7 protein-coding genes are annotated in these 6,936 nt (G+C 68.5%); 5 read left to right on the top strand and 2 right to left on the bottom strand.

All coding sequences use genetic code 11. The features are described 5' to 3' along the window. A partial coding sequence (locus tag ACTHJJ_RS04085) for a CDP-glycerol glycerophosphotransferase family protein (RefSeq protein WP_440301661.1) occupies positions 1-987 on the bottom strand: 987 nt, incomplete at its 3' end. Between the two features lie 320 nt (positions 988-1,307). On the opposite strand from ACTHJJ_RS04085, the gene ACTHJJ_RS04080 reads away from it, so the two are divergent. The 5 genes from ACTHJJ_RS04080 (at position 1,308) to ACTHJJ_RS04060 (ending at position 5,232) form a co-directional block, all read left to right on the top strand. Then, on the top strand, positions 1,308-2,297 hold the full coding sequence (locus ACTHJJ_RS04080) for a malate dehydrogenase (RefSeq protein ID WP_440301660.1): 990 nt from the start codon (positions 1,308-1,310) through the stop codon (positions 2,295-2,297). 160 nt (positions 2,298-2,457) lie between these two features. Beyond that, entirely contained in the window at positions 2,458-3,105 is a 648-nt protein-coding gene (locus tag ACTHJJ_RS04075; protein WP_440301659.1) for a SatD family protein, read from the top strand. Beyond that, complete coding sequence (locus ACTHJJ_RS04070; protein ID WP_440301658.1) at positions 3,102-3,875, top strand: hypothetical protein; 774 nt, start codon at positions 3,102-3,104, stop codon at positions 3,873-3,875. The genes ACTHJJ_RS04075 and ACTHJJ_RS04070 overlap by 4 nt, the downstream gene beginning before the upstream one ends. A 224-nt stretch (positions 3,876-4,099) precedes the next feature. Then, the gene (locus ACTHJJ_RS04065; protein WP_440301657.1) at positions 4,100-4,960 is read left to right on the top strand and encodes a bifunctional methylenetetrahydrofolate dehydrogenase/methenyltetrahydrofolate cyclohydrolase; all 861 of its coding nucleotides are present in this window, start codon (positions 4,100-4,102) and stop codon (positions 4,958-4,960) included. Beyond that, a complete protein-coding gene (locus tag ACTHJJ_RS04060; protein ID WP_440301656.1) occupies positions 4,957-5,232 on the top strand; it encodes a DUF3017 domain-containing protein in 276 nt (91 codons plus the stop codon). The genes ACTHJJ_RS04065 and ACTHJJ_RS04060 overlap by 4 nt, the downstream gene beginning before the upstream one ends. A gap of 171 nt (positions 5,233-5,403) precedes the next feature. Here ACTHJJ_RS04060 and ACTHJJ_RS04055 read toward each other — a convergent pair whose 3' ends face one another. Then, a complete protein-coding gene (locus ACTHJJ_RS04055; RefSeq protein WP_440301655.1) occupies positions 5,404-6,660 on the bottom strand; it encodes an NAD(P)/FAD-dependent oxidoreductase in 1,257 nt (418 codons plus the stop codon). Between the last annotated feature and the right edge of the window lie 276 nt (positions 6,661-6,936).

Here is a 6,936-nt window from a genome sequence, read left to right as displayed (position 1 = left end):
GAAGTCCGGTGTGTAGAAGAAGACTGGCCGGCCGCTCGCGACGAAGTCGTAGAAGATGCTCGAGTAGTCGGTGATGAGCATTGAGGAGGCGCCAAGGACGACGTTGGTCGGCACCTCGTTGGGGATCAACCGGTCGCCAAGCGTCGTGTTGCGGCTGACGGCCTCGGCGACTACTTGGTGCGCCTTCAGCAGCACCCTGTGGCGGGACGTGTCGATCCGCCGCTCCAGTTCTTCGATCGTCGCCTGGAGGTTCGCGGCGTCGTTCGCTGGGTTGAAGTAGGAGGCGCCCTTCCACGTCGGTGCGTAGAGGATGATGTTGCGATCGTCCACGGCGAGCCCGGCGGCGGCCATCCACTCGTCGAGCTCGTTACGGCTGTTGACCGGATCGGACTGCCTGTCCACCCGCGGATTGCCGATCTCCAGGATGGCTCCCTCGTAGATGTTGGCCATCTTGAAGGCGTCCAGGTACATCAGCTCGGTCATCTTCGGCCCAGCCGAAAGAAGGTAGTCAGCGGCGAGGAAGTTGCGCACGATGTTCTTCGCGTCCGCGGCGTGGCCCTCGACGTGGTAGCCCATCTTCTTGAGGGGAACACCGTGCCAGGTACCGATGTAGACCTGACCCTCACGCTTGCTGAACTGGTTGGGGAAGGTGACGTTGTTGATCAGGTACTTCGAGGTGCTGAGCGCTCGGTAGTACGCGAGGGACTGGTACTTGACGAACCGGACATTGCGCCGGCCGGCGTAGCGGCGGAGGACCGCGGGGAAGCGCTCGAAGTCATTGAGGACCCAGATGTGCTCGAGGTGCTGCATGTCCGGCTCACGCAGAAGTTGCTGGAAGATCGCCTCTGGGTGACACGTCACGCCGTTACCCGAGTAGGTCTCGTAGAGGACCGTGTTCGGCTTGATGGGCCTGCGGTGCGCGGCCGCCTTCGAGTTCTGGAGACGGGCCGTCTGGACGAGCCGCTTGGCCTTGCGGAATCGCTTCACGTTCCGATGAATCGTCGAGCGCACGGTCACTCGTCGCCCCTCCCCGTCTCACCACGGCCTAGCTGTATGCAGAGCCCGCAGCATGCTAGCCGCCCTGAACGGAAGCCGCGAATTCGCACAGAGTTCTCTTCGGTCGAGCCTCAGCCTGTCCTCCGCGACGTACAATGCGGCGGCGACGCCTCATTTCAGGCGCTGGGCAAGCCCTGCTGCACAACCGCCCCGAGGCAGGAGTGACCGACCCCTCAGGGGCAGCGGGCGAGCGTGACTTGGCTGACTGGTAGTTTCGGGAGGTCCAGACCGCACCTCGTGAAGGGCCAATCGTGAGCACAACCCCCGTCAAGGTCGCCGTCACCGGCGCCGCCGGCCAGATCGGCTACAGCCTCCTGTTCCGCATCGCGAGTGGCGCCATCTTCGGCCCCGACACCCCTGTCGAGCTGCGCCTCCTCGAGATCACGCCGGCGCTCAAGGCGCTCGAGGGCGTCGTCATGGAGCTCGACGACTGCGCCTTCCCGACGCTCGCCAACGTCGAGATCGGCGACGACGCGACGAAGATGTTCGACGGCGTCAACCTCGCCCTCCTCGTCGGCGCCCGCCCCCGCGGCCCGGGCATGGAGCGCGGCGACCTGCTCGAGGCCAACGGCGGCATCTTCGCCCCCCAGGGCAAGGCGCTCAACGAGGTCGCCGCCGACGACATCCGCGTCGTCGTCACCGGCAACCCGGCCAACACGAACGCCCTCATCGCGATGAGCAACGCCCCCGACATCCCCAGCGAGCGCTTCTCGGCCCTGACGCGCCTCGACCACAACCGCGCGATCAGCCAGCTCGCCGCCAAGCTCGGCGTCCCGGTCACCGAGATCAAGAAGATGACGATCTGGGGCAACCACTCGGCGACCCAGTACCCCGACATCTTCCACGCCGAGGTCGGTGGCAAGAACGCCGCCGAGACCGTGAACGACCAGGACTGGATCGCCAACACCTTCATCCCGACCGTCGCCAAGCGCGGCGCCGCGATCATCGAGGCGCGCGGTGCGTCGTCGGCCGCGTCCGCTGCCTCCGCAACCATCGACCACGCCCGCAGCTGGGCGCTCGGCACCGACGAGGGCAACTGGGTCTCGATGGCGGTTCGCTCGGACGGCTCCTACGGCGTCGAGGAGGGGCTCATCTCGTCCTTCCCCGTGACCGTCAAGGACGGCCAGTGGTCCATCGTGCAGGGCCTCGAGCTCAACGACTTCTCGCGACAGAAGATCGACGCGTCCGTCGCGGAGCTCGCCGAGGAGCGCGACGCGGTCAAGCAGCTCGGCCTCATCTGAGCAGGTTCCGTATGGCGTGAGCTTGCCTCCCGCCCCAAGGCGCCGGTCACCCGCGTGGTGGCCGGCGCCTCGCGCTCAGCCGCATCTGAGTTGCAGGGCAAGCACGGACAAAAATGAAGGGATACCCTTCACTCGGGGAAACTGAAGGTAGGCTCTTCACGTGGACGAAGTGAAGGGCGACAACGTCATCACCCTGCTGGGCGACTTAGTGCGGTCACGTGCCGCGGTGGACCGTCGGGCAATGCACGAGAAGGTGCTCGCTTCCCTCGACGGCGTCAACCGGATGATCGTGGCTCGGTCACCTCTTCGAGTAACAGTAGGAGACGAATTCCAGGGGGTCTACGGCCGGCTCGGTGAAGCGCTCACGGCCGCCTTCATGCTGCGACTCGACCTCGCGCCCGACATCGACGTGCGATTCGGCATCGCGCGAGGCTCGGTCGAGGACCTCGACGTCGAGCATGGCATCCAGGACGGCTCGGCCTGGTGGGCCGCCCGCGAGGCCATCGAGCGGACCGAGGCGAAGGCCGGCCGCTCGGCGACGCGCACGGCACGCACCGGCTATCTCGCCCCCGGGGACGAGCCGGGAGCCGTCCTGCCCGTGCAGGCCACCCTGGACTGTCTGGACTACATGGTTGCCTCTCTGTCAGGCACTTCGTTGACGATCCTGGAGGGGCTGATGAGCGGTCGATCCCAGCAAGACCTCGCCCAGGAGCTGGGCGTCTCCCCCTCCGCCGTCTCGCAGCGCGTCCACCGCGACGGGATCGGCGTCATCCTCGAGGCCGTGCGTGGCCTGGGCGAGTTGCCATGACATGGGTCGCTGTCGTCCTCATCGGTCTCGGCGTCGGTGACCTCGCCCGCGCTTCCCACCAGCGACGCGCAGGCCGAGCGGCCCACCTCGTCACTCCGGCCGTCATCCTCCTCGTCGCGGTCGTCACCGGACTCACCTCCCTGCCGGACTGGCTCGCGCTCCTGTGGGGAGCGATCGGAACCACCTGCTGGCAGGCACTGTCCCGCCGGACGCAGGCGACCGGCCGCGGAGCCCTCACTGCTCTCGCCGCGCTCGGCGTCACCCTGTCTGTCCTGCTGCTCGGCTCCGGCTGGGCCTCGAGCCCGGATGGGGCCCTGGCCGGCTGGCTCGCTTGGGCCGACCTGCCCGGCCCCACTCCCCCACCCGCGCGGCTGCTGCTCCTGCTCGGGCTCGGCCTCTTCAACATCGCGACCGGCAACGTCATCGTCCGGCTCGTCCTGCTCGCGACAGGGGCCCTACGCCCCGAGCAGGTCCAGGCCTCCTCCACCCCGCAGCCCTCAGACCGGCTCAAGGGCGGACGCCTGCTCGGGCCGATGGAACGGCTCGTCATCCTCGGGCTCGGACTTGCGGGTGAGTTCGGCGCGGCCAGCCTCGTCATCGCCGCCAAGGGCCTGCTCCGCTTTCCCGAGATCCAGGCCACGGCCCGCGGGAACGGGAGCGTCGGTGTGGGCGGGCCCCGTGTTTCTATCGACGAGGTCACCGAGTACTTCCTCGTCGGCAGTTTCACGAGCTGGCTCGTCGCTCTCGCCTCGCTTGCGCTGGCGCAGTGAGAGCCGAGCCTGTTCCTCGTGACTCCTGAGGGCGGGAGGCGCGAGAGTGCGGGTGCGCTGGGAGCCAGCTCAGCGGCATACGGGTTCGTGAGAGGCACTTTCGCACGTACTCCGCGGAAGGAGCGCCTCTCGATCCAGAGAAGTGCACTCTCGATCGAAAGGGGTGTGCGGTCGTCCATGGGAGGGGATCGGAGGGCATGGGGGCCCGTGGGAGGATGGGCGCCGTGACGGCACAGATCCTCGACGGCAAGGCGACCCTCAAGACGATCAAGGCAGAGCTCAAGGAGCGCGTCGCCGCCCTCGCCGAGCGCGGCGTCGTGCCGGGTCTCGGCACCGTCCTCGTCGGTGACGACCCGGGCAGCCAGTGGTACGTCAGCGCGAAGCACAAGGACTGCGCCGAGCTGGGCATCAACAGCATCCGTCGCGACCTTCCCGCGACATCGACCCAAGCCGAGGTCGAGGCGGTCATCGACGAGCTCAACGCCGACCCCGCCTGCACCGGCTTCCTCGTCCAGCAGCCGACCGGCCTCGACGAGCTGGCCCTGCTCTCCCGCGTCGATCCCACCAAGGACGTCGACGGCCTGCACCCGATGAACCTCGGCTGGCTCGTCCTCGGCAAGCCCGCTCCCCTGCCGTGCACCCCCATGGGCATCATCGAGCTGCTGCGTCGCTTCGACGTGCCGATCGCGGGCGCGAAGGTCGTCATCGTGGGCCGCGGGCTCACCGTGGGCCGCCCGCTCGGGCTCATCCTCACGCGCAAGTCCGAGAACGCGACCGTCACCCTCTGCCACACCGGGACCAAGGACCTGGCCGCCGAGGTGCGGCGGGCGGACATCGTCGTCGCCGCGGCCGGGGTGCCGAACATCATCAGGGGCGAGATGGTCAAGCCCGGCGCTGCGGTCCTCGACGTCGGCGTGAGCCGGGTCGAGGGCAAGATCGCCGGTGATGTCGCGGCCGACGTGGCGGAGGTCGCCGGCTGGGTCGCCCCGAACCCGGGGGGCGTGGGCCCGATGACCCGGGCGATGCTCCTCACCAACATCGTCAACGCCGCTGAGCAGGCGGCCGCTGCCCACCCAGCTGGATGATCCTGCGCGGCAGCGGCTTTCGCCGCCTCGGACCTTGGTGGCTCGTCGCGGGAGCGGTCGTGGCCGGGCTCGTCCTCTTCGGGCTCAAGGAGGTGCGCCTCGCTGGTCAGGTCATGGCGGTAGCCTTCGCCGGGGCCGGGCTCATCCGGGCGGTGACGAAGCGCACGGGTGCCGGCGGCATCGCCGTTCGCAACAAGGCCGTCGACGTGATCATCCTGCTGGCCCTCGCCCTCGGGGTCCTCATTGCCTCGGCGACGGTCAAGCTGACGTGATGGCGGAGGTGGGCGCCCGGCAGCCAGGAGCCAGCCCACCACGATCCAACGGCAGATGGCCGCGGGACCGTGGTGAGCGGCATACGCGCTGGTCTGCGCCCCCCGGCGCCCAACCTCCGCTCTCGACGATACGAGTGGACTGAGCGGATCGGGCGGAAATGGGGAAGTCCGTCAGGCTCCCACGTCGGAAAGCTGTACATCCGAGTCCGTCAGCTTACCGCGGTCGACCGGCGTCTTGTCGCGGACGAGCTGCTCGATCGCCGGAACTGTGTCCCACACGTTGACGTGCATCCCGGCGAGGACGCGGTCGCCGTCGAGCCAGAACGCCATGAACTCGTTCGTCTTCGGGTCGCCGCGGAGGACCACGTCCGCCTTCGTGCCGCGGGGCACGTAGCCGGAGTACTCGAGCCCGACGTCGTACTGGTCGCTGAAGAAGAACGGGATGGGGTCGAAGGTGACGTCCTGTCCAGCCATCGACCTGCCGGCCGCGGTGCCCGCGTCGTTGGCGTTGGCCCAGTGCTCGACGCGGAGGTTGGTGTCGAGGGTGGTGCTGCGCCAGTTCGCGACGTCGCCGGCGGCAAAGATGTCGGGGGCCGATGTCATGAGGGCGGCGTCGGTGACGATCCCGTTGTCCGTCGTGAGTCCGGCCGCCTCGGCGAGCTGGGTGTTGGGTCGGATCCCGACACCGACTACGACGGTGTCCGCCGAGAGCGTGTTGCCGCTCGACGTGACCACCCCGTCGACCTTCCGGTCCTCGGTGCCGGTGAAGCGGTCCACCCCCTCGCCGAAGCGGAACTCGACGCCGTGCGAGCGGTGCAGGTCGGCGAACCACGTGCCCACCTCGGGGCCGACCACGCCATAGAGCGGCGTCTCCTGAGGCTCGACGACGGTGACCTCGCAGCCGTGCTCGCGCGCAGCGGCGGCAATCTCCAGGCCGATCCAGCCCGCACCGACGATGACGATCTCGCTGCCAGCCACGAGCCGCGCCTTGATCGCCTCGCAGTCATCGAGGGTGCGGAGGTAGAAGATGTCCTGCAGGTCGGCTCCCTCGACGTCGAGGGTCCGGACGCTCGAGCCCGTGGCGATGAGGAGCTTGGTGAACGGAACGGTTTCGCCGCTCGCGAGCGTGACGGTGTGAGCGTCCGGATCGATCGCCGTGGCCGCGGTTCCGAGGCGGAGCTCGACGTGCTGCTCGTCGTACCAGGCCTTGTCGTGGGGGAAGACGACGTCCTCCTCGTCCTTGCCGAGCATGATCCCCTTCGACAACGGCGGCCGCTCGTAGGGCAGGTGGTTCTCCTCGGCAACCACGGTGATGACACCGTCTGGGTCGCTCTCGCGGATCCCCTCGACCGCCCTGGCAGCGGTGAGGCCGCCTCCGATGATCACGTAGCTCGTCTGGCCCTGGGTGCTTCCGTCGTCGGTGCTCATGTCCTCACTTTCCCCCGTCGGCGGCTGAAGTGCCAGAGCCGGCGGGTGTATCACTCGGCACGTTCTACGCAGATCTGCGTATTTCCTCTGACGTCTCGCGTCCTCACACTGGGATTGCTCCCGGCGCGATGTCGCGCCGGCTGGGGAGGTGGCCGGGCTCCTAACCTACGCACCTGACTGGCAGCTGCCAGGCGAGGGCTGGCCGGGGGATCGGGCGGGGGCCCCCCCGGGGGGGGCCCGCGCCCCCAACCCCCATCGGGCCGATGTACGATGGGG

The sequence above is a fragment of the Intrasporangium sp. genome (genome assembly GCF_051961875.1).
Taxonomy (GTDB): domain Bacteria; phylum Actinomycetota; class Actinomycetes; order Actinomycetales; family Dermatophilaceae; genus Intrasporangium_A.
The sequence above is the reverse complement of the archived record's forward strand: the minus strand, read 5'-3'. Positions and strand labels throughout refer to the sequence as shown.

What these genes read in the sequence shown, in the direction of transcription:
- ACTHJJ_RS04070 (WP_440301658.1), top strand. Translation starts at nt 3,102, where the DNA reads ATGACATGGGTCGCTGTCGTCCTCATCGGTCTCGGCGTCGGTGACCTC.
- ACTHJJ_RS04060 (WP_440301656.1), top strand. Translation starts at nt 4,957, where the DNA reads ATGATCCTGCGCGGCAGCGGCTTTCGCCGCCTCGGACCTTGGTGGCTC.
- ACTHJJ_RS04055 (WP_440301655.1), bottom strand. Translation starts at nt 6,660, where the DNA reads ATGAGCACCGACGACGGAAGCACCCAGGGCCAGACGAGCTACGTGATC.